The organism is Stenotrophomonas sp. 3diitr2024 (genome assembly GCF_042136455.1).
In the GTDB taxonomy this organism is placed as follows: Bacteria; Pseudomonadota; Gammaproteobacteria; order Xanthomonadales; family Xanthomonadaceae; genus Stenotrophomonas; species Stenotrophomonas sepilia.
Genome location: NZ_JBHHMJ010000022.1, coordinates 1 through 2,969, shown reverse-complemented (window position 1 = coordinate 2,969; position 2,969 = coordinate 1). Strand labels below are relative to the sequence as shown.

Genomic DNA, 2,969 nt, shown 5'->3' with positions numbered 1-2,969 from the left:
CGGCGCGGCGTCGATCGAGGAGTAGTCCTTGAACTCGCCACCGAAGCGCTCGGCACCGATCTTGGTCAGTGCGGCGGTCAGCGTGGTCTTGCCGTGGTCGACGTGACCGATGGTGCCGACGTTGACGTGCGGCTTGGTGCGTTCGAACTTACCCTTTGCCATTGTTCTATACCTTGATTGTTCGTAAGTGGTTTCAAGAGAGGCTGAGCGAGGCTCAGCCCTTCTTCATGACGGCTTCGGCGATGTTGGTCGGAGCCGGCTCGTAGTGATCGAATTCCATGGTGAAGGTGGCGCGGCCCTGGGTCTGCGAACGCAGTGCAGTGGCGTAGCCGAACATTTCACCCAGCGGGATCATCGCGTTGATGATGCTGGCCGAACCGTCACCGGTGGTGTCGGAACCCTGCAGCACGCCGCGACGACGGCTGACGTCGCCCATCACGTCACCCTGGTAATCCTCCGGGGTCACGATCTCGACCTTCATAATCGGCTCCAGCAGCACCGGCTTGGCCTTGGCGAAGCCCTGCTTGAAGGCCATCGACGAAGCCAGCTTGAACGCCATTTCCGAGGAGTCGACGTCGTGGTACGAACCGAACACCAGCTTCACCTTGACGTCCACGACCGGGAAGCCAGCCAGCGGGCCGCTGGTGATAGTTTCGCGCAGGCCCTTCTCGACCGACGGGATGAATTCCTTCGGGATCACGCCGCCGGTGATGTCGTTGATGAACAGGAAGTCGTCCTTGATCATCGGAGCGATCTTCGGATCGGCACGGTCGGCAGCGGTGATCGGCGACAGCTCGATCACGACGTGACCGTACTGACCCTTACCACCGGACTGCTTGGCGTGCTTGTAGTCCGACTTGACGTCGGCCAGGGTGATGGTTTCGCGGTAGGCCACCTGCGGCGCGCCGACGTTGGCTTCAACGTTGAACTCGCGCTTCAGGCGGTCAACGATGATGTCCAGGTGCAGCTCGCCCATGCCCGAGATGATGGTCTGGCCGGATTCTTCGTCGGTCTTGACGCGGAACGACGGATCTTCCTGTGCCAGACGGCCCAGGGCCAGGCCCATCTTTTCCTGGTCCGACTTGGTCTTCGGCTCGACGGCCATCGAGATCACCGGCTCCGGGAACGTCATGCGCTCCAGGATGATCGGGGCGTCCACGGCGCACAGGGTGTCACCGGTGGTGGTGTCCTTCAGGCCCACGGCAGCGGCGATGTCACCGGCCAGAACTTCCTTGATTTCCTCGCGGTTGTTCGAGTGCATCTGCAGGATGCGGCCGATGCGCTCCTTCTTGCCCTTCACCGAGTTCAGCACGGTGTCGCCACCGTTCAGGGTGCCCGAGTAGACACGGAAGAAGGTCAGCGCGCCGACGAACGGGTCGGTGATGATCTTGAAGGCCAGCGACGAGAACGGAGCCTTGTCGTCCGACTTGCGGGTCATTTCGACGGTGTCGTCGTCAACGTCCACGCCCTTCACGTCCGGCACGTCGACCGGCGACGGCAGCAGCTGGATCACGCCGTCCAGCATGGCCTGCACACCCTTGTTCTTGAAGGCCGAGCCGCAGTACATCGGCACGATCTCGGTGGCCAGGGTGCGGGTACGCAGGGCGCTGATGATTTCAGCCTCGGCCAGCTCTTCGCCGCCCAGGTACTTTTCCATCAGCTCTTCGCTGGCTTCGGCAGCGGTCTCGACCATGAACTGGCGAGCCTCTTCAGCCGGGCCCTGCAGTTCGGCCGGGATGTCGCTGTATTCGAACTTCATGCCCTGCGAAGCTTCATCCCAGTGGATGGCCTTCATCTTCAGCAGGTCGACGACGCCCTTGAAGTTGTCTTCAGCGCCGATCGGCAGCTGCATCGGCACGGCAACCGCACCCAGCTTGGCCTTCAGCTGGCCGACGACCTTCTGGAAGTTGGCACCGGTGCGGTCCATCTTGTTGACGAACGCGATGCGCGGCACGTGGTACTTGTTGGCCTGGCGCCACACGGTTTCCGACTGCGGCTGCACGCCACCGACGGCGCACAGGACGAAGACGGCACCGTCGAGCACGCGCAGCGAACGCTCCACTTCGATGGTGAAGTCGACGTGCCCGGGGGTGTCGATGATGTTGAAGCGGTGCTCCGGCAGGGACTTGTCCATGCCCTTCCAGAACGCGGTGGTGGCAGCGGACTGGATCGTGATGCCACGCTCCTGCTCCTGCTCCATCCAGTCCATGGTGGCGGCGCCGTCGTGCACTTCACCGATCTTGTGGCTCTTGCCGGTGTAGAACAGGATGCGCTCGGACGTGGTGGTCTTGCCGGCATCGATGTGAGCCATGATGCCGAAGTTACGGTAACGCTCGATGGGAGTGGAACGGGCCACGGGAGCCTCTCAGATTTCTTGGATTTCGGATGGCCGAACGCCGCCTTTCGGCGGCCTTCGGATTGGCGCAGTCCTTCTGGGACCGCGAGGCAGCACGCACCGAAGTGGTGCTGCCCTGCCTGTTTTACAAGGCCGTCAAACTCACCAGCGGTAGTGGGCGAATGCCTTGTTGGCTTCGGCCATGCGGTGGGTTTCTTCGCGCTTCTTGATGGCGCCGCCGCGGTTTTCCGAGGCGTCGATCAGTTCAGCAGCCAGCTTCTTCGGCATGGTGTTCTCACCACGCTTGCGCGCGGAGTCGATCAGCCAGCGCATGGCCAGGGCCATCTTGCGCGACGAACGCACTTCGACCGGCACCTGGTAGGTGGCACCACCGACGCGGCGCGACTTGACTTCGACCGCCGGAGCGACGTTGTCCAGAGCCTTCTGCACCAGTTCAATGGCGTTGGCGCTGCTGTTCTTCTCGGTGATCACGTCCATGGCGCCGTACACGATCTTTTCGGCGACGGACTTCTTGCCGCTCTGCATGACCATGTTGATGAAGCGGGCGATGGTTTCGCTTCCGTGCTTCGGATCGGGCAGGACGGAACGCTGCGGAGTATTACCCTTACGCGAC

At 62.3% G+C, this 2,969-nt stretch carries 3 protein-coding genes; all 3 read right to left on the bottom strand.

Annotated features, from left to right (window positions below; all coding sequences use genetic code 11):
* Positions 1–162: GTP-binding protein (locus tag ABGA94_RS00305; protein ID WP_353761873.1), on the bottom strand; the 162-nt coding region annotated here is incomplete at its 3' end.
* Between the two features lie 52 nt (positions 163–214).
* Entirely contained in the window at positions 215–2,356 is a 2,142-nt protein-coding gene (gene fusA, locus ABGA94_RS00300) for an elongation factor G (protein ID WP_005415411.1), read from the bottom strand.
* Positions 2,357–2,497: 141 nt separating this feature from the next.
* On the bottom strand, positions 2,498–2,969 hold a 472-nt coding region (gene rpsG / locus ABGA94_RS00295; protein ID WP_134967452.1), incomplete at its 5' end, for a 30S ribosomal protein S7.